The organism is Oribacterium sp. oral taxon 102 (assembly GCF_013394775.1).
Classification (GTDB): domain Bacteria; phylum Bacillota; class Clostridia; order Lachnospirales; family Lachnospiraceae; genus Oribacterium.
Window position 1 is genome coordinate 1,757,499 of sequence record NZ_JABXYT010000001.1, and the last position, 18,237, is coordinate 1,775,735.

The 18,237-nt window shown below is 58.5% G+C and carries 14 protein-coding genes; 1 reads left to right on the forward strand and 13 read right to left on the reverse strand.

Features of this window, described 5'->3' with window-relative positions; all coding sequences use genetic code 11:
* Nucleotides 1–9: 9 nt before the first annotated feature.
* The 6 genes from HW273_RS07990 to HW273_RS08015 form a co-directional block, all read right to left on the reverse strand.
* Nucleotides 10–1,374, reverse strand: a complete 1,365-nt coding sequence (locus tag HW273_RS07990) for an ABC transporter substrate-binding protein (protein ID WP_179011288.1) — start codon at nt 1,372–1,374, stop codon at nt 10–12.
* 15 nt (nt 1,375–1,389) lie between these two features.
* Nucleotides 1,390–2,958 carry a glycoside hydrolase family 28 protein gene (locus HW273_RS07995; protein ID WP_179011290.1) on the reverse strand — a complete coding sequence of 523 codons (1,569 nt, stop codon included), beginning with the start codon at nt 2,956–2,958 and terminating at the stop codon, nt 1,390–1,392.
* 294 nt (nt 2,959–3,252) lie between these two features.
* Nucleotides 3,253–4,287 carry an ABC transporter permease subunit gene (locus HW273_RS08000; protein WP_179011292.1) on the reverse strand — a complete coding sequence of 345 codons (1,035 nt, stop codon included), beginning with the start codon at nt 4,285–4,287 and terminating at the stop codon, nt 3,253–3,255.
* Nucleotides 4,280–5,329 carry an ABC transporter permease gene (locus HW273_RS08005; RefSeq protein WP_179011294.1) on the reverse strand — a complete coding sequence of 350 codons (1,050 nt, stop codon included), beginning with the start codon at nt 5,327–5,329 and terminating at the stop codon, nt 4,280–4,282. Before HW273_RS08005 ends, HW273_RS08000 begins: the two co-directional genes overlap by 8 nt.
* On the reverse strand, nt 5,319–6,848 hold the full coding sequence (locus tag HW273_RS08010; protein ID WP_179011296.1) for a sugar ABC transporter ATP-binding protein: 1,530 nt from the start codon (nt 6,846–6,848) through the stop codon (nt 5,319–5,321). The genes HW273_RS08005 and HW273_RS08010 overlap by 11 nt, the downstream gene beginning before the upstream one ends.
* A gap of 140 nt (nt 6,849–6,988) precedes the next feature.
* A complete protein-coding gene (locus HW273_RS08015) occupies nt 6,989–8,110 on the reverse strand; it encodes an ABC transporter substrate-binding protein (RefSeq protein WP_179011298.1) in 1,122 nt (373 codons plus the stop codon).
* A gap of 329 nt (nt 8,111–8,439) precedes the next feature.
* On the opposite strand from HW273_RS08015, the gene HW273_RS08020 reads away from it, so the two are divergent.
* Complete coding sequence (locus tag HW273_RS08020) at nt 8,440–9,498, forward strand: substrate-binding domain-containing protein (RefSeq protein ID WP_179011300.1); 1,059 nt, start codon at nt 8,440–8,442, stop codon at nt 9,496–9,498.
* Here the strand turns inward: HW273_RS08020 and HW273_RS08025 are convergent.
* The 7 genes from HW273_RS08025 to araA all read right to left on the reverse strand — a co-directional run bounded on the left by HW273_RS08025 (nt 9,474) and on the right by araA (nt 18,229).
* Entirely contained in the window at nt 9,474–11,084 is a 1,611-nt protein-coding gene (locus HW273_RS08025; RefSeq protein ID WP_179011302.1) for a response regulator, read from the reverse strand. The two genes, HW273_RS08020 and HW273_RS08025, sit on opposite strands and share 25 nt — an antisense overlap.
* 14 nt (nt 11,085–11,098) lie before the next feature.
* Entirely contained in the window at nt 11,099–12,136 is a 1,038-nt protein-coding gene (locus HW273_RS08030) for an ABC transporter substrate-binding protein (protein ID WP_179011304.1), read from the reverse strand.
* Nucleotide 12,137: 1 nt separating this feature from the next.
* Nucleotides 12,138–13,586, reverse strand: coding sequence for a sensor histidine kinase (locus tag HW273_RS08035; RefSeq protein ID WP_179011306.1), 1,449 nt, complete (start codon nt 13,584–13,586; stop codon nt 12,138–12,140).
* Nucleotides 13,587–13,655: 69 nt separating this feature from the next.
* Entirely contained in the window at nt 13,656–14,312 is a 657-nt protein-coding gene (fsa, locus tag HW273_RS08040; protein ID WP_179011308.1) for a fructose-6-phosphate aldolase, read from the reverse strand.
* A 107-nt stretch (nt 14,313–14,419) separates the two neighbouring features.
* Nucleotides 14,420–16,009 carry a xylulokinase gene (locus tag HW273_RS08045; protein ID WP_179011310.1) on the reverse strand — a complete coding sequence of 530 codons (1,590 nt, stop codon included), beginning with the start codon at nt 16,007–16,009 and terminating at the stop codon, nt 14,420–14,422.
* 9 nt (nt 16,010–16,018) lie between these two features.
* A complete protein-coding gene (locus HW273_RS08050; protein WP_279287579.1) occupies nt 16,019–16,714 on the reverse strand; it encodes an L-ribulose-5-phosphate 4-epimerase in 696 nt (231 codons plus the stop codon).
* 72 nt (nt 16,715–16,786) lie between these two features.
* The gene (gene araA / locus HW273_RS08055) at nt 16,787–18,229 is read right to left on the reverse strand and encodes an L-arabinose isomerase (RefSeq protein ID WP_179011312.1); all 1,443 of its coding nucleotides are present in this window, start codon (nt 18,227–18,229) and stop codon (nt 16,787–16,789) included.
* Nucleotides 18,230–18,237: the final 8 nt, after the last annotated feature.

Consider the following 18,237-nt stretch of genomic DNA (forward strand, 5'->3'; position numbering starts at 1 on the left):
AGATTCCGATCAGCCCTTGCTGGACTCTACGCCGTCAACGGCGTCGATCATCTGCTGTGCGAGTGCCTTCGAATCCTCGCCGTCGAAGCTCATGTTATCCATGATCTCGTAGTATGCGCCCTCTGCGGAATCCTTCAGTGCGGAGTCCTCATAATACGGGCTCAGCGGGAATACAAAGTTTGCCGTCGCGAGCTTGTTCGCCTCGAAGGTCGTACCCTTCAGGAGGTCTGCCTCCTCGAGGGTCTTCTGCGCTGCCTTGGAGCTGACCACGCCTCTCTCCAGCGCCATGGTCTTCACGCCGTCTCCGTTCAGAAGATAATCCAGCAGCTTCGCAGCCTCCTCCGGGTTCTTGGAATTCTTCGACACTGCAAACCCCATGGAAACCTTGTAGATCGTGGACGGTGTGCCGTAGTCCGCCGGATACTCGCCGATCACGAGCTCCTGCCCGTCCGAAAGCGCACCCTGCATCTTCTTCGCTGCGGAATCCCACTCATAAAGGCCTGCATACTTGCCGTCAATGAAGTTCGGATTCTTGTCGAGGGAATCCGCGCCGTCGCCTTTCAGCTTCTCCTGGCTCGGAATCACATGGTTCGCCTCGAGGCTCTTCAGGAAGTCGAAGCCGTCCGCAAGCTCCTCTACGGTATAGTTCAGCTTGCCGTCCTCTACCCATGCCTTGCCGTACTTCTCCTGCATATAGTAGGTCAGGAGCATGGTCAGGTCATACTCTCCCGCTGCGAGCGGATAATAGTCATCGCCGAGCTTCTCCTTGAATACCGGGCCTGCTGCGAGGAGATCCGCGAAGCTCTTCGGAAGCTCAAGTCCTGCCTTCTCCCATGCCTGCTTGTTCCAGTAGAATACACGTCCCGTGGTCGCTACCGGTACGCCCTGCAGCTTGCCGTCAATCGTCATCTGGGAAAGAAGCTTCTCATCATACTGCGTGAGGTCGAAGCTGTCCTTCAGCTGGTTCATGTCATAGAAGCCGTTGCCATCACCGGAGAACTGATAGATCCAGTTCCAGTTGATCTGGAGCAGATCCGGCTCGGAGTTTCCGGCGAGCTGGGTCGCAATCTTATCTGTCCAGCCGGACCATGCGCCGTACTCGGAATCGATCTTCACGTTCGGATTCGCCGCCATGTACTCATCCAGCGCCTTCAGCGTAGCCTCATGTCTGGAATCGCCGCCCCACCATGAGATCCGGAGATTCACGGAGCCGCCCGCTGTCTCTGCCGCCTTCGTCTCTGCCGCCGCGCTCGTCTCTGCCGCAGTCTCCGCCGCTGCGCTCGTCTCCGCCGGCTTTCCGGAGCCGCAGGCTGCGAGCCCCAGCACCATGCTTACCGCCATTGCGCCTGCCATTGCTTTCGTGACTTTCTTCATATTTACCTCCTAATATTATGTATGATACACGACATTTTGACTGTCGTATTCATTTACGTTGATGAGCTGCGGTTCCTCGTCCGCGGAGCCCGCGATGGAGAGCCGGTCAAGCACCAGCTTCTGCACATTTCTCGCGTAGACGGAAACGCCGTCCAGATCCGGGAAATGATCCATCATGATCGCCTGCCGCGGCTTCCGCTCTGCCCTCGGTCGGAAGACCGCCTCTATGTTCCGCAGCCTGAGACAGCCGATGTACTGCTCCGGCAGCCCGTAGGCACAGAGGATGCACGCCTCCGCACCGGTGCAGCGGATATTCTCCGCGGTGATCGTCCCGATCCGCGGCGTCCGCTCGTCCACGGGTAGCGCCGTCTGATTCTGCACATAGTCGCTGTGCCCGTCCGGATCGCAGAAATAAAACATATTCAGCGTGAACGGCATCAGGACATCCTCCATCCGGATATCATGGAAGCGGATCCCGTCGTAAACAGTGTACGGTCCCCTGCCGCGGCGGGTCTTGATGCGGAGCCCTCTGTCCGTCCCCCGGAAGATGCACTGTGAAACCTCGACATCGGCAACACCGCCTGCCGCCTCCGACCCGATGGTCACCGAGCCGTGCCCCCGCTCGAGCAGACAGTTCCGCACCGTGATGCACTCCGCCGCCCTGTGGTAATGCGTGCTCATATAGAGCTTGCCACTCTTTATGGCGATGCAGTCGTCTCCGACCGAGATCCGGCAGCCCAGCAGCAGGACATCCCGGCAGCTCTCCGGATCGAAGCCGTCCGTATTCGGGGAATCCGAGGGATTCCAAATCTCTGCATTGTAGAGTGCGATCCGCTCGCTGTAGTACGGATGTATCGTCCAGCTTGGCGAGTTCCGTACCGTGATGCCCTGCATTCGCACGCCCTCACAACGGCAGAGGAAGATCGTCTTCGGTCTCCACGCCGTCCGCTTCCGCTTCGGATCCACCCACCAGTCGGCACAGTCGGCATTGCCGTCGATCGTCCCCTCTCCGTAGATATCCAGCTCCGTTACGTCAATGCCGGTGAGCAGCGAGGCGAAGCTCGTTTCGGGGTTCCCCTCCCAGCTCGCCAGATTGTATTCGCCCTCCGCGCCCTCCGTCATCCCCGGGAGGAGCGGATAATGCGCCCTCTCCGGATCTCCGAGGAGCACCGCATCCTTTTCCAGATAGAGCCGGATGCGGCTCTTCAGGAAGAGCGGACCGGAAAGATAGGTTCCCGCCGGGAAAGATACCGTCCCCTCCGCCGGGCAGGCCGCGATCGCCGCCTGTAATGCTGCGGTATCGTTCGTCACGCCGTCTCCCGCCGCACCGAAGTCCCGTACATTGAGAAGCACGGACTCCCGATTGGTCCGGAAGCGCTGCTCCGTCCTCTCTTCTCCCCGGATCACAGTCAGGCTGTATTCGGTATCCGGAGAGAGTCCGAAGAGACTGACCGCATTTCTCGTATCCGCGAGCCGCTCCTCCCCATTCAGGAGGATACGGTAGGGAGCTGTCTCATAGATCTCGGAGCTCTGCATTTCCAGACAGATGCTGCGCGGAAAAACCGCGCGGATGTCAAAGCTCATGATATCAAACTCCTTCCCGCTCCCTGTAAATCTCTGTAAGCGCTTTCCCGTGTTCTGGCAGTATTATATGTCCTTTTCAGAGCAGAAAGCTTACACAAAAGGCTTTGAATTTCAAAAACTTATCCTATCGGATACTTATCCTATCAAAAATACCCTGCTTTTCTCCGGCTTTCCGGAAAAAAAACAGGGCATTTTCTCACTTTGTCAAGGCTTTAACCCAAAGTGTTTCACTTTTTCACAAAAGTTTTTCTATGTTTCCATACTTCGAGGTTATTGTATACAATGTCCTCCGCCTCACCTCGCTTGGTTCTTCCAATATGCAAATACGCTTTGCAAAATGATGAAGAAGCAGAGCAGCGCCGCAGTCGCGATATTCGCCCAGCTGGAGAGAAGCTTGCCGTTCGTGGTTACGAGCGTGCTGATCGTCCCGTTGATGAGCACCCCGAAGAAGGAGCCGACGACATTGCCGACACCGCCGGTCAGGAGCGTCCCGCCGATGACAGAGGAGGCGATTGCGCTCATCTCGAAGCCGCGTGCCTGCTGCACCGAGCCGGACATCGTATTCAGGCAGTAGCAGATCCCGCCGATCGAGCAGAGGAAGGAGGAAAGAACATAGGCGCGCAGCTTCACCCAGCGCACGTTAAGCCCCATCATTTCCGCCGACTGCTCACTGCCGCCCACCGCGTAGAGCGCACGTCCGAAGCGCGTATAGCGGAGCAGCAGATAAACCGCGAGCAGGACGAGGAGGGCGATCAGCACGGAGGCCCGGATGAAGGGTGCCTGCAGCTTTCCCTTCTTATTTACATAGCCGAGAAACGCCGGGAGCTGCAGCTTCCAGTTGGCAAGCAGGTAGAAGAAGCGGTTGCTCTCCTCCGTAATGGAGATCTGATCCGTGCAGATTACCGCCGTCATCCCCCGTGCGAAGAACATCCCCGCCATCGTGATGATGAAGGGCTGGATCTTCATATAGCCGATCAGGAAGCCCTGTACCGCGCCAAAGACGATGCCGATGCCGAGGATCAGCAGGATCAGCGGAATGCAGGGCAGTCCCCTCACGCCCATGCCATAGGCAAGGATCATGCAGTCCATCGCGATCAGCGAGCCGACCGAGATATCGATTCCGCCGGTCAGCATGACTAAGGTCATGCCCGCGGCGACACAGAGGAGCCCCGCATTGGTAATCAGCAGATTCAGAAAGGTCTGGAAGTGTATGAAGCCCTTCGCCCCGTAGAGGATGCAGCCTGCGAGATACAGCAGGAGAAATAGCAGTATCGTGATGTAGAGGAGCAGAGTGCTGCCATTCTGCCTTTTCAGAAATTTCCTAAGCATATACCGTCTCCTTTCCCTTCCCTCGGCGAAGCTCCCGCCGCTCCAGCCAGCCCCGGAAGACCGGTGCCTGAATCACGACGATCAGCACCACGATCAGCGCCTTCACCACCGGCGCCTGATCGGTGGAGACCCCCATAGCGAGCAGCGTCGTCGTGATCGCCTGAATCGTGTAGGCTCCGATGACGGAGCCCGCCATATTGAAGCGGCCGCCGCCCAGACTGTTCCCGCCGAGTGCTACCGCCAGAATCGCATCCAGCTCGTAGTTGAGCCCGATGTTGTTGGAATCCGCCGAATAGATCCGGGAGGAGGCAACGAGACCTGCGATCCCCGCGCAGATGCCGCAGAGCAGATAGCAGAGGAAGCAGACCGCCTCCGAGCTAATCCCGCTGATACGCGCCGCCCTCGCATTGATCCCGACAGACTGGATATATAACCCCATCGCCGTCCTCCGGAGCAGCAGCGCGACCGCAGCGATCACGAATATCGTAATGAAGATCGCCGTCGGCACGGGGCAGCCCGGAATGAAATTCCCGAAATACCTATACGGCTCATAGCGGATATAGGTGATCTGATTGTTGCAGAGCAGAAGACCGATTGCCCGCGCTGCCGTGAAGAGGATCAGCGTCGCCACCATCGGCTGGATACGAAGCCTCGATACGAGGAAGCCGTTGAATGCGCCGCAGAGCGCGCCGAGCAGGATGCCGAAGAGCAGCCCGAGAAAGAGCGGCACCTGAAGCGCTGTCGCACTGTTGACCCCGTAACCGGCGAGCAGCATACAGCTCCCGCAGGCAGCGAGACTCATCACCGAGCCGACGGAAATATCCGTTCCGGCGGAAACCGCGACGACCAGCGTCTGTCCCACCGCGAGGATCGCGATCTCCGAGCCTCGGTTCAGCACATCGATCAGCCGCCCGTAAAGTACGCCGTTCTGCATGTGGATCGCGAAAAAATCCGGACTCTTCAGGAGGTTTACCAGCAGCACGAGCACCATCATAAAGAACGGAAGGAAGAGCTGCTGCTTCGTGATATTTCTAAGCTTCATGCACTGCACCTCCCGCAATTGCGTTCATAATCGTCTCCTGTGTCATCTCCGCCTCCGCCGCACTGATCTCTCCGATCTTTTCTCCGTCTCGCATCACACACATCCGTGAGCAGGTACGGAGCATCTCCTCGATCTCGGAGGAAATGAAAATGATGCTCATGCCCTCTCCCGCAAATTGCAGAATCAGCCGCTGAAACTCCGTCTTGGTTCCGATGTCGATGCCCCGCGTCGGCTCGTCCAGAATCAGCAGCTCCGGCTCCGTGCAGAGCCAGCGTGCGAGGATCGCCTTCTGCTGGTTCCCGCCGGAGAGCTGCGCGATCGGCGTCTCGCGGGAAGCAGTCTTGATGTGAAGCATCTCGATATACTTGTCGGCGATCGCATTCTGCTCCGCTCTCGGAATCTGCCGGAAAATTCCCTTTCTCGCCTGCAAAGCGAGAATGATGTTTTCCCGGACGGAGAGACCTCCGATGCAGCCGTCCGACTTTCTGTCATCCGGCAGATATGCCATACCCGCGCGGATAGAATCGATCGGCGCCGAGATATGAAGCACCTTTCCCTTCATCGTGAGCCTGCCGCTCTGTGCCCTGTCCGCGCCGTAGATGCAGCGCACCAGTTCAGATCTCCCGCTGCCGAGCAGTCCGGTGATCCCCACGACCTCTCCTCTGTGAATCTCGAAATGAAAGGGCTTGATCGTCCCCCTGTGAGACAGCCCCTCCGCGGAGAGCAGCAGCTCGCCCCTCTTCGCATCGTCCCCCTCCTTCCTGATCGCAGCGAGATCGTCGAAGTCCTTGCCGAGCATCGCCGCAACGAGCTTCACCCTCGGCAGCTCCGCTACAGTATAATCTCCGACGAAGCTCCCGTTCCGCATGACCGTGATCCTGTCACAGACCGCATAAACCTGCTCGAGGAAGTGTGTCACAAAGAGTATCCCCACGCCTCTCTCCCGAAGGGAGCGCATCAGACCGAACAGCTTCTCCACCTCCTTGTCGTCGAGACTGGAGGTCGGCTCATCCAGGATGAGCACCCGGCAGTCCATATTGACCGCTCTGGCGATCGCCACCATCTGCCGGATCGCGAGCGAGTAATTCTCAAGGTTCTTCGTCACATCCAACGGGAGCTGCAGATTGTCCATGAGCCCCTGCGCGCGGCGGTTCATTTCTCTCCAGTCGATGCCGCCGAGCCTCGTCCGCGGCGCTCTCCCGAGGAACAGGTTCTCCGCGACACTCAGATTCGGACAGAGGTTAACCTCCTGATAGACCGTCGCGATACCGATCCGCTGTGCATCCATCGTAGAATGGTTCCGGATATTTCCGTCCACGCCCTTCATATACACCTCTCCGGCATCCCTCTCATAGACTCCGGTCAGGCACTTGATGATGGTGGACTTTCCTGCTCCGTTCTCTCCCATCAGCGCATGGATCTCGCCCTCCCGGATGGTAAGCTGCGCATTGTCCAGCGCAACGACCCCGGGGAAGGTTTTCCGGATATTCCGCATTTCAATGATTACATGTTCCTCCATAAGCGCTTTCCTTTCCGCTGCCATCTGCCTTATCCTAAGGAAATATCGGTTTCTTCCTGATTCTTGTGCCAATGGGCGTTCCGCTTCCCTAAATGGGGGCGGCTTTCGCCGCCCCGCTCCTCCTCCGTCTCCGCCGCGGATCAATATGCGGCGTCTACGACAGCCTGATCCACCGGCACGAGCGGCTCTGTAACCGCCTTACCGGCATTGTTGGTATAGCTGATCTCACTGAGACCCTCCTCCGCCACATACCACGGCTCTGCCATGAAGGTCTTCTTCTCTACCTTTTCCCCTGCCTCCAGCTTCTTGATGATATTCAGGCAATCCGGTCCCTGCAGGGGGTTGCACTGGAAGTCCGCATTGATCTTCCCGGCAAGCACATCCGTGAGTCCGGCGGTGCAGGCGTCAAAGGAAATCAGGATCACATCGCCGCCGACTCCGAATTTCACGCCTGCCGCGGTCATGGCGTCGATGGCACCGAATGCCTCGTTGTCGTTCTGGCAAATCACGACATTGAACTTGCCCTCATAGGACTTGCAATAGGACTCCATGACAGACTGCCCGCCCTCCTGCGTGAAGTCGCCGGTCTGGGAATCCAGCAGGTTCCAGCCGTTCTTCTCGATATACTTATGGAAGCCGCTCGTCCGTCCGATCTCCGCAGAGGAGCCGGTCGTGCCGGTGATCTCCAATATATTCAGCTCGGAAACCCCGTTCTTCTCCGCGTATGCCTCAAGCCATGCCCCTGCCGCAAGTCCCTCGTTCGTGAATTCCGAACCGACCCATGACACATATTTATCAGAGTCGTCGATGGTTCGGTCGATGACGATCACCGGAATACCGGCATCGTCCGCCTCGGTGAGAACGATGTCCCAGCCGGTCGAAATGATCGGGTCGATCACGATGTAATCCACCCCCTGCTGGATGAAGTTGCGAACTGCCTCGAGCTGCGCCGCGGAATCGTTATCGCAGTCCACAAACTGCAGGTCGATGCCGTTTTCCCTGGAGAGTGCCGCCTGTACGGAATTCGTAGAGGCGGTTCTCCAGTCCGACTCATGCCCTACCTGCGCGAAGCCTACCGTAATCATCGCACCGTCCGCCGTCTTCTCCTCTGTCTTCTCTGTCGCTTCCGCCGTCTTCGCTCCCTCGGTCTTCACCGCCTCTGTTACAGCGTCCGTCTCCGCGGACTTCGTGCCGCCGCAGCCCGCCAGCACCGTCCCCGCGAGTGCTGCCGCCATAAAGCCTGTCATAAGTCTTCTTTTCATTTTTCCCTCCATCTGTAAGAGAATTCCTCTTCTCTTTTCTGTATTTTCTGTCTCTATTCTGCCTTTTTTCCACAGTTTTTTCTATTTCATTCTCTGTTTCCAACTATTTTTTATTTGTTTTGACGATACAATTTGATAGTCATATGTTAAAATAAGATACAAATATTTCAATTATGAGAGCTTCGGGGTGAAAAATTTATGATTATCAGAAAATTGCCGCGATATTTTTCGATTTTTCACCGCCTCCGCTCTCTGTTTTTCCCGAAAAACTCACAAATTTTGACTCCGCCCGTACCGTGGAGGGAAAAATATCCGGCGCGCTTTCCGAAATGAACAAAACAGAACGACTGCTTTCCGAGCTTACTGCGGAAATTTCTAAAAATCTTCAGCAGGGGCGCTATCGCTTCCCGACGGAGCGAGAGCTGACGCTTCGCTACCGGTGCAGCCGGCGAACCGTGCGCGCCGCCCTGCAGGCGCTCTCGGAGAAGGGCTATCTCCGCCGCATTCAGGGCAGCGGCTGCTTCCTCAGCGGGCTCTCTCCGACAGAACGGGAAAACCGGATCGCGCTGCTGCTGGAGCAGCCGGACGACTATACCCATCCGGCGCTCGTTCATGCGCTTCGGGACAATCTCCGGCAGCGGGGCTTCCGGCTCGAGGTCTTCGATACCCGGGCGGATTTCTTCGAGGAGCGGAGAATTCTCTCTACGCATTGTCTCGGCGGCGGCTTCCGCGGAATTTTTTCTCACGCCTTCCGGCTCCTGGAAAATCCGAATCTCGACCTCTATGAACGTCTCTCTCATGCCGGCACGCCGATTCTCTTTCTGCACCGCGGCTACGAAAATTTCCCCTTTCCGAGCCTTTCCCCTGATGAATACGGAGGCGTGCGGCAGGCGGTACAGCTCCTGCGGAGAAGCCATCCGAAGAGGCTGATCGGGATCTTTCATAGCGATATCCCCGAGGAAGCCCTGCGGCTCTCCGCTTTTCTCCGCGTACTGCGGGAGGAGGGGCTCCCCTTCTCCGGGGATTTCCTGCTGCTTCTGTCTGCGGATCTGCCGTCCGAAGAGATGCGGCGTCAGATCCGGCACTTCCTGCAGACGCCGCCGGCGAATTCCGCTCTCCTCTGCGGCTCCGACCGGATCGCACAGCAGGTTATGGAGCTCTGCGCCGCGCTTCGAATCGCAGTCCCCGCAGAGCTCTCCCTGCTCAGCTTCGACGAGAGCTATCTCAGTATGCTCGGCGAATTCCGCTTCTCCTCCTATGGTCTGCACTCTCCCGGTCCCGGAGAGGCAGCCGCAGACTGGATGCTGCAAAAAACAGGAGGACAGACGCCGCCGCCTGCCCTCCTGCATTGGGAGCTCTCCCATTATGATACCGTGCTGCTGCGGTAGTCCCTCGCAGACATTCCCTGCGTCCTCCGGAAAACGAAGCTGAAATAGTGCGGATCCCGATATCCCACTCTCGCCGCGCATTCCGCAGTATGGAGCCGCTCCTCCCGGAGCAGCCGCTTCGCGAGCTCCATCCGCCTCCGGGTCACATATTCCACGAAGGTCTCTCCCATCTCGCGGCTGAAAGCCGTGCTCAGATAGCTGCCACTGACCCCGCAGTGCTCCGCCACGGAATGCAGAGACAGTCCCTCCTCGGTGAAATGCAGCTCCATATAGGCGAGCGCCTGCTTTAAAAACCTCGTATTCTCCTTCTGCCGCAGACGCTCCCGCACCTCGACGGCATGCGTCAGCAGCTCCTCCACATAGTCCCGGAGCGCCTCCTCCCCCTTCTCGAAATCCTGCAGCCCGCAGCGAAGCGCCCCCGTGAAGTCTGTCTGGCTCACCCCCAGCCGCTCTATATAGCGAAGCACGGCGAAGCGGATACCGAGTACGATATAGTCCCGAAGCATCCTCGACTGCAGGAGCTTCTCCAGACTCCTGAGATAGCTCCGCACGAAGTCCGCCGCCTCCTCCGCCTCTCCGTTCTCCAGAAATTCCTGCACTGCCGCCGTATCGAAGTCCTGCGGCTTCATCCCGGACAGCGCCTCCTGCTCCGATGCCGGCCGGAAGCATTCCAGCTGTTCCTCCGTCAGGATATGCTGCTCCGTCCGGAAGAAGCGAGTCGCGAAGACGCGGTTCAGCGCATGAAAGCAGTCCGACAGCGCGCTGAAGCGCTCCGTCATTTTCCCTGCCGCCGCGTACCATTGCAGCTCCTGCCCCGCTTCGCATATCTCCCGGATCCGCTCCATCCCCTTCTCCGTATAGAGCGAGACAATCTCCGCCTCTCCCTTCACGATCACGCAGTAGGAATTCAGATTCCACTTCGAGAGGATGTACTCCGGAAAACGGAGAAAGAAGCGGATCAGCTCCCCCTCCGCCGAAAGGAAGCGTTCCCGTCCCCTCTCCCCCGTATTCTTCTGCTCGGAAAGGCTGAACAGGATGAGATTGTAGCAGGGGCCGCTCACATCCAGAGAGAGCCGCCCCGCCTCCTCATACATCTTCTCCACGGAGAGCTGCGCGGAGAAAAGCTTCTCGAAATACTCCCTGCGCTGAAAGCGCTCATACTCACGGTTTTCCCGCTGAAAGCGCTCCTGATAGCTCTGCTTCTGCTGTTCCCGCTCGATCCGCTCCCGAATCTCGTCGAGCATCTGCCGGAGGCTCCGCCGGGTAATCGGCTTCAGCATGTACTGCACAACACCCTCATGGATCGCCCGCCGCGCGTACTCGAAGTCGTCATAGCCGCTCATCACTACCAGCTTCATCCTCGGAAACTCCTGTCCGAGGATGTGGCAGAGGGTCAGCCCGTCCATGAACGGCATCTTGATATCGGTCAGCAACAGGTCAGGGCAGCTTTTCCGTATCATCGGAAGCGCCATCTCCCCGTCCGATGCCTCTCCGACCAGCTCATAGCCGTAGTCCTGCCAGGGAATATTGTCCCGAAGCCCATCCCGGATGACGCTCTCGTCCTCCACAATGAAAATTTTCAGCATATTCTCTCCCGCTCTCAATAGCCTCGATTCCCGATGACCTCCCGCACATTGTCCTTCGTGAAGACCCGATCCTCCATATAGTATGCCTTCTCTACCTCTTCCCCGCGCATAATGCGTGCAATGACTGAGGCGAGCAGCTCACCGCTCTCCGGGTTGCACTCGATATCGACATTGATGACACCCTGCTCGACCAGCTTCAGCGCCTGTTTGCAGGCGTCGAAGGAAATGACGGCAATGCCGTCCTCTCCGGTGGGAATCCCCGCCTCGGAGAGCGCCTCCAGCGCGCCGAAGGTCATGTCATCATTCTGTGAAAGCAGCACATCGAAGGGAACACCGGAGCGGAGGATGTCCTGCATTGCCTCCTTCGCCTTCGCAGTAGTGAAGTCGCCGTCCGCCTGCTGCACGATATGCCAGTTCGGATGCTTCTCCAGAATGCGGTCGAAGCCCATGCTGCGCCCCCGCTGCGCGCTGGAGCCACGTGTTCCCCGCAGCACGGCAATCCGAAGCTCCTGCTCCTCCATTCCCCGCCCGCGAGTGTAGCTCTCCAGCCAGAGTCCGGCATTCCTCCCCTCCTGCTCCATATCCTCTCCGACGAAGCTGGTGTAGAGTGCCTCATCTCTCCTGTCAATGGAGCGATCCAGCAGAATTACGGGGATTTCCGCCTTTCGCGCCTCCTCCAGCACCGTCGTCCAGCCCTCCTCTGTGATCGGGGAGAAGACGATGCAGTCGACATTCTGCGAAATAAAGCTCCGGATCGCTTTGATCTGGTTCTCCTGCTTCTGCCGCGCATTGTGAAAAAGCAGGAAATAGCCGTTCTCCTCCCGGAGCGCCTGCTCTACGGATTCTGTATTCGCCCGCCGCCAGAGCGACTCACTCCCGAGCTGGGAGAAGCCGACGCTGACCAGATCCCCGCGAAGCTCCTCCGGCGAGAGATACTCTCCCGTATCCGCTGTATCCGAGGGCAGCGTCACACAAAACGGCGCACAGGCAGAGCATAGCAGCAGACAGAGCAAGGCAAGAAAGCAGAGACTTCTTCGGATTCTCCTTTTCATTTCAGCATTCCTCCCTAAATGGCTCCGCCGGCATACAGATCCGCACCTCCGTGCCGCGCCCCTCCTCCGAATCGACAGAGAGCCCGTAACGTTCTCCGAAATTCATGCGGATCCGCTCGTTCACGTTCGCCAGTCCGAAGCCGCGCTCTGTTTCCCGGCAGGGACGCTGGATTTCCTCCCGGAGCCGCATAAGCTCCGCTTCCTTCATCCCGATGCCGTCGTCCTGCACGAGCAGCTGCAGCTCGTCTCCCGCCCTCCTGCCGACGATCCGGATCAGCCCCCGTCCGCGCTTATACTTGATGCCATGGTAGAGCGCGTTCTCCACGACGGGCTGCAGCGTCATTTTCAGCACCCTGCAGCTGTAGAGCTCCGGCTCAATTTCACATTCGAAGCTCAGGATATCCCGGTAGCGCACTCTCTGGATCTGCAAATAGCTTAGGATATGCTTCTCCTCATCCCGGAGCGTGATGAATTCCCTGCCATGGCTCAGCACCAGACGAAAATAATCCGAGAGTGCCACGACGACGTCCTCCGCCACCTCCTCTCTCCGTCCCTCGATCAGCCAGATAATGGTATCGAGTGTATTGTAGAGAAAATGCGGATTGATCTGCTCCTGCAGGAGCCGAAGCTCCGCATGGCGCATCCGTTTCTCATCCTCCTTGATCTGCCGCACCATGAGCTCGAGGTGCGCCGCCATATCGTTGACCCGATCCCCGAGCGCGCCGATCTCATCCTCTCCGAGACTCCCGCTCCGCGCGGAGAAATCGCCCATCGCGATCCGCTGCGCCACCGTTCCAAGCTCCGCGATCGGTACGGTAATCCCCTGTCCGAGCCGCCGGAGCGCGAGCATGGCAAGCAAAGTGATGCACAGAAGGGAGCCTGCCATCACACGGAGAAAGAGCATGACCTGCCGGTTCAGCTCCTGCTTCAGCAGCTCGATATTTTTTGCCTGAAAGTAAATATAGTATTGGATATCGTCCTGGATCAGCTCCGTGAGGATATAGATGTTGTTGTCCAGCATCTCGATATTTTCATCATAATGTCCGTCCTCCGTGAGATTTTTCTCGATATCCGAAATGCGATCCTCCAGCGTGTCGAGGTTCCGGAGCAGGATATTCAGCCAATTCTTGCTCTTCGCGTCGATGGAAAGTCGGTTCAGACGGGCGAAGTCCTCCCGCAGTCCGGCGATCAGCACATAGGGACGCTGATCCTCCGGATTACCCGGCTCTGCCGCTCTTCCGCTGACCACGCGCTTATAGATGCTCTCGTCCAGCTCCTCCTTGAAGTTCAGGTTATAGCTGTTTGCCACCGTCATGCGGCTGACGATGCTGTCATAGGCATGGCTGTAGCTGACGAGGGCATAGATCAGGTAGCAGGAGAAGAGCAGCAGCGGGATCCCCTGCACGATGGCGAAGAGGCTGAGCTTCTGTTGCAGTGTCTTGATCTTCATGCTCTCTATCCTGAAAAAGCCCGCTTCCGCGGGCTTGGGATTTTTGATGATGTTTCCTGATGGAAACTGCTACGCTGAAAAAACGGCTTCGTAGTCCTTTTTGAATTTCTCGATGCCGATGTCGGTGAGCGGGTGCTTCGTCATCTGGAGGAGCACCTTGTAGGGAACGGTGGAGATATGCGCGCCGGTCTTCGCACATTCCAGAACGTGCATCGGATGCCGGACGGAAGCGCAGATCACCTCGGTCTCGATGTCCGGGTACATGTCGAAGATCTCCATGATATCAGAGATCAGCGCGATGCCGTCCGTGGAGATATCATCCAGCCTGCCGAGGAAGGGAGATACATAGCTTGCCCCGGCGCGTGCTGCGAGGAGCGCCTGCGTCGCGGAGAAAATCAGCGTCACATTGGTACGGATACCCTCCATAGAAAGCGCCTTGACCGCCTTGAGTCCCTCCTCCGTCATGGGGATCTTCACCACCATATTCGGGTGGAGCCTCGCGATCTCTCTGCCCTCCGAAATCATGCCCTCCGCACTGATCGTGCTCGCCTTGACCTCGCCGGAGATCGGCCCGTCCACGATATCGGTGATTTCCTTCAGCGTTTCCATGTAGTCCCTGCCCTCCTTGGCGATCAGGGACGGATTGGTCGTCACGCCGGAGATGATGCCCATGTTCCACGCTTCTCTGATCTCGTCTACATTCGCTGTGTCAATGAAAAATTTCATCTTTCCCTCCATTCTGCTGTGCTGTTTTATGGTTAAGCTCCCCGTCCGCCGGATGGGTTCTTCACCGTCTATCTTCCACACCGTTTATTCTACACTGTTTTCCCCTATTATTTCCAGCCTGTCGCCGCTCTTTCGATCTCCAGTCCTGCCCTGTAGTCCTCCATGAAGCGTTCGAATCCTGCTGTATCCTGCGGGTCGGGCTGTTCAGTGACCCCGACACGGTTCCTGAAGATTTCCTGCTCGAGATAGTCGGAGAGACTCGCCCTCTCCTTTCCATAGAGCAGATATGCCGCGAGAAGCGCCATGCCCCACGGGCCTCCCTCGCTGGCGGTCTCCATCACCGTCACCGGCGCGTTCGCCGCCGCCGCGAGATATCTCTGCATGACGCCCTTGGTCTTGAAGAGCCCGCCATGCCCCGTCAGCTTCTTCACCGGGAGCTTCTCCTCCTTTAAGAGGATGTCCAGCCCCAGCTTCACCGCGCCGAGCGAACTGTACAGGTGGGCGCGCATGAAATTGGAGAGCGTGAACGCGCTGTCCGGCTTTCGCACGAAGAGCGGCCTGCCCTCATTGAGATGCGTGATCCCCTCGCCGGAATAGTAGCCATAGGGGAGCAGCGCTCCGCAGTCCTTATCCCCCTCCAAGGAATGCCGGTACAGCCTTCCGTAGAGCTCCGTGCTGTCTGCCTGCACGCCGAAGAGCGTGAGACACTCCCGGAACAGCCCCACCCATGCGTTCAGATCGGAGGTGCCGTTGTTCGCATGCGCCATCGCGACCGGGTAGCCGTCCGGCGTCGTCACCATGTCGATCTCGCGGTAGAGCTTCGAGAGCCCCCGCGAAAGCACCAGCATCGCGAAGGTCGAGGTGCCCGCAGACACGTTTCCGGTCGCCGGTGCGACCGCGTTGGTCGCCACCATGCCGGTGCCCGCGTCTCCCTCCGGCGGACAGAACGGGATCCCCGGCCGGAGCTCCCCCTCCGGATCGAGGAATGCCGCGCCCGCTTCGCTCAGCTTCCCTGCCTCCGTCCCCGCCGTAAGCACCTGCGGGAGCACATCCCGAAGCGTCCAGCCATAGCCGCGATCCGAGAGCAGCCCGTCAAACTGCGAAACCATCCGCGCATCATAGTCCAGCGCTCCGGAATCGATCGGGAAGATCCCTGCCGCGTCGCCGATGCCGCTGCACTTCACGCCCGTCAGAAGGAAATGGATGTAGGAGGCAAGCGTCGTCACGAAGGAAAGCTGCCGGAGATGTTCCTCTTTGTCCAGCACGCACTGGTAAAGGTGCGCAATCGTCCAGCGCAGCGGGATATTGAACCGGAAAAGCGCGGTCAGGCGATCCGCTGCTTCCTCCGTGTTGCTGTTCCGCCAGGTCTGGAAGGGGCTGAGCAGCGTCCCCTCCTTATCGAATGCCATATAGCCGTGCATCATGGCGCTGATCCCCATCGCGCCGACCGTCCGGAGCCTGCACCCGTACTCCTTCTCTACTGCCTCCTTCAGAGAACGGTAGCAGGCTCGAAGACCGGCGTGGATCTCCTCCAGCGAATAGGTCCAGATCCCGTCGAGCAGGGAATTCTCCCAGTCATGGAAGCCGACCGCCAGCACCTTCCCGCTCCGATCGATCAGTACCGCCTTGATCCGCGTCGAGCCAAGCTCGATGCCGAGGCAGGTACTGCCGCTCTCGATGCACTGTCTTTTCTCCATTTCTCCCTCCTATCTCTGCCCATAGTAGGCATTCGGCCCGTGCTTTCTCGAGAAATGCTTCTCGAGATAGTGCTTCGGTGCATTTCCCGCATTCGGATTGACGAGCCGTGTATAGATGTCCATTCTGGCGACCTCCTCCATCACCGCCGCGTTGTGTACTGCCTGGAAGCAGTCCGTCCCCCATGCGAAGGGTCCGTGGCTCCGGCATACACAGCCCGGAACATAGACCGGACTGATCGCATTTCTGCGGAAATGCTCTACGATGCCGAGCCCCGTATTCCGCTCATAGTCCTCTGCGATCTCCTCCTCTGTCAGATGCCGGACGCAGGGGATGTCTCCGTAAAAGTAGTCACAGTGCGTCGTCCCCATACAGGGAATGTCCTCCCCTGCCTGCGCGAAGGCAACCGCATGGGGCGAGTGAGTATGAACGATCCCGCCCAGCTCCGGAAAAGCGCGGTAGAGCTCCAGGTGCGTCTTCGTGTCCGAGGAGGGGCGGAGCACCCCCTCCACCTGCCTGCCCGTGAGATCCAGCACCACCATGTCCTCCGGGCGCAGTCTCTCATACTCTACGCCGCTCGGTTTGATGACGAAAAGCCCCTGCTCCCGGTCGATCCCGGAGACATTTCCCCAGGTAAAGGTCACCAGATGATACTCCGGAAGCAGCATATTCGCCTCATAGACCTGCCGCTTCAGCTCCTCCAGCATATTTTCCCCTCCCTTCCTAATCCTGCCAAGTCCCAAATTCCGGTTTTATGTAACCGTTTCGACGAGAGCACGTCAGCGCTTCGTGAAGAATCTCTGTAAATCCGCTTCCGTGGTGTCGTCCCCGATCGTAATCAGCTCCGTACCGGTGAGACGCGCGAACATCGCGATATCCTTCCGTGTCAGCGCGGTGGAGACGATGGAATGATGCGCGCCGCCGGCATAGCACCATGCCGCCGTGCCGATCGCGAAGTTCGGCTTGTGGCGGTACATGATCCGTGCCACCGGGAGAAGCGGCATCGGCTTCGGCTGCTTCACGAGCTCTATATCCGCACAGATCAGACGGAAATGATCCCCCATATCCACCATCGTGAGCTGAATGCCCTCTCCGGTCACGCCGTCGAAGATCAGTCTTGCAGGATCCTCCTTGCCGCCGATGCCGAGCGGCAGCACGTCGATCTCCGGCTTCGTCGCGGCGAAGGCGGGCGGAACCTCCAGCATATGGGAGGCGAGCTCCAGCTCCTCTCCCTCGGTGAGGTCATAGGTATAGTCCTCGATGAAGCCGGTCGCGCCGTCTCTTCCCTCCGCCAGCTTCATCATGACAGCGCCGAGCGCCGCAATCTTGTAGTCTCCCTCCGGACCGAAGCCGATGCCCTTCCCCATCAGGCTCTGCACTGCAAGCCCCGGAAGTTGCCTGAGCCCGTAGAGATCCTGGAAGGTATCCGCGAAAGCGCCGATCCGATGCTCCGAGAGGAAGCTCTCGAGCCCGATCTCATACCGCGCCTGCTCCCGCACCGATTCGATGCGGTCGGTCTTCATCGTGTAGCGGCTCTGATACTCTGCCATCTTCGCGTCAATCTCTGCCTCCGTCACGGCATCGATCCGCTGCACGAGGTCGCCGAGGGCAAAGTAGTTGCACTCCCAGCCGTAGCGGATCTGGCTCTCCACACGGTCGCCGTCCGTCACCGCAACCTCACGCATATTGTTGCCGAAGGAGGCGACGCGAAGCTGTCTCGAATAGGAGATCGCCTTCGCCACCTCCGCGAACCGCCGGAGCTGGCCGACGACGCTCTCATTCTGATAATAGCCTGCGGCGACCTCATGCGGGATACCCATCCGCGCCACGATGAAGCCATACTCCCGATCCCCGTGCGCCGACTGGTTCAGGTTCATGAAATCCATATCGATCTTATCATACGGCAGCTCCCTGTTCGCCTGCGTATGCAGGTGGAGCAGCGGCTTCCGGAGCTCCTGCAGACCCTTGATCCACATCTTCGCCGGAGAGAAGGTATGCATCCAGGTGACGACGCCCACGCAGTCATCGTCCATCTGCGCCCTTCTCATATCCTGAATGCAGAGCTCCGAGGTCTCTACCGTCGGCAGCAGCTCGAGCTCTGCGATATCCTTCAGCCTCTCCCGAAGAAATGCCGTCATTTCCTCTGCGTCTCTCCGCACCTTAAGAAGACACTCCTCTCCGTACAGATCCTGCGATCCTACAATGAAATACAGCTTGCTCATCTCTTCTC

What these genes read in the sequence shown, in the direction of transcription:
- HW273_RS07990 (WP_179011288.1), bottom strand. Translation starts at nt 1,374, where the DNA reads ATGAAGAAAGTCACGAAAGCAATGGCAGGCGCAATGGCGGTAAGCATG.
- HW273_RS07995 (WP_179011290.1), bottom strand. Translation starts at nt 2,958, where the DNA reads ATGAGCTTTGACATCCGCGCGGTTTTTCCGCGCAGCATCTGTCTGGAA.
- HW273_RS08000 (WP_179011292.1), bottom strand. Translation starts at nt 4,287, where the DNA reads ATGCTTAGGAAATTTCTGAAAAGGCAGAATGGCAGCACTCTGCTCCTC.
- HW273_RS08005 (WP_179011294.1), bottom strand. Translation starts at nt 5,329, where the DNA reads ATGAAGCTTAGAAATATCACGAAGCAGCAGCTCTTCCTTCCGTTCTTT.
- HW273_RS08010 (WP_179011296.1), bottom strand. Translation starts at nt 6,848, where the DNA reads ATGGAGGAACATGTAATCATTGAAATGCGGAATATCCGGAAAACCTTC.
- HW273_RS08015 (WP_179011298.1), bottom strand. Translation starts at nt 8,110, where the DNA reads ATGAAAAGAAGACTTATGACAGGCTTTATGGCGGCAGCACTCGCGGGG.
- HW273_RS08020 (WP_179011300.1), top strand. Translation starts at nt 8,440, where the DNA reads ATGAACAAAACAGAACGACTGCTTTCCGAGCTTACTGCGGAAATTTCT.
- HW273_RS08025 (WP_179011302.1), bottom strand. Translation starts at nt 11,084, where the DNA reads ATGCTGAAAATTTTCATTGTGGAGGACGAGAGCGTCATCCGGGATGGG.
- HW273_RS08030 (WP_179011304.1), bottom strand. Translation starts at nt 12,136, where the DNA reads ATGAAAAGGAGAATCCGAAGAAGTCTCTGCTTTCTTGCCTTGCTCTGT.
- HW273_RS08035 (WP_179011306.1), bottom strand. Translation starts at nt 13,586, where the DNA reads ATGAAGATCAAGACACTGCAACAGAAGCTCAGCCTCTTCGCCATCGTG.
- fsa (WP_179011308.1), bottom strand. Translation starts at nt 14,312, where the DNA reads ATGAAATTTTTCATTGACACAGCGAATGTAGACGAGATCAGAGAAGCG.
- HW273_RS08045 (WP_179011310.1), bottom strand. Translation starts at nt 16,009, where the DNA reads ATGGAGAAAAGACAGTGCATCGAGAGCGGCAGTACCTGCCTCGGCATC.
- HW273_RS08050 (WP_279287579.1), bottom strand. Translation starts at nt 16,714, where the DNA reads ATGCTGGAGGAGCTGAAGCGGCAGGTCTATGAGGCGAATATGCTGCTT.
- araA (WP_179011312.1), bottom strand. Translation starts at nt 18,229, where the DNA reads ATGAGCAAGCTGTATTTCATTGTAGGATCGCAGGATCTGTACGGAGAG.